This is a genomic window from Scytonema sp. PCC 10023 (assembly GCF_963920835.1).
GTDB lineage: Bacteria > Cyanobacteriota > Cyanobacteriia > Cyanobacteriales > Nostocaceae > Kalymmatonema.
In genome coordinates this window covers 1-216 of sequence record NZ_CAWUDP010000436.1, presented here as the reverse complement: position 1 = coordinate 216, position 216 = coordinate 1, and the positions used below count along the sequence as shown (strand labels likewise).

At 45.8% G+C, this 216-nt stretch carries 1 protein-coding gene; it reads right to left on the bottom strand.

Going from position 1 to position 216, the window contains the following annotated elements:
• Window positions 1–216: WD40 repeat domain-containing protein (locus ACM0OZ_RS49495; protein ID WP_414590263.1), on the bottom strand; the 216-nt coding region annotated here is incomplete at both ends.

Below are 216 nucleotides of genomic sequence, written 5' to 3'. Positions count from 1 at the left end.
GTTTACCGGTGCTGATATTCCACAATTTGATGGTATTGTCCTCACTTGCAGAAGCGACAGTTTTGCCATCCGGACTAAATGCCACGCTGAAGACTTTATCAGTATGCCCGGTGAAGGTGGAAATTTGTTGACCCGTGCTAATATTCCACAATTTGATGGTTTTGTCCTCACTTGCAGAAGCGACAGTTTTGCCATCCGGACTAAATGCCACGCTGA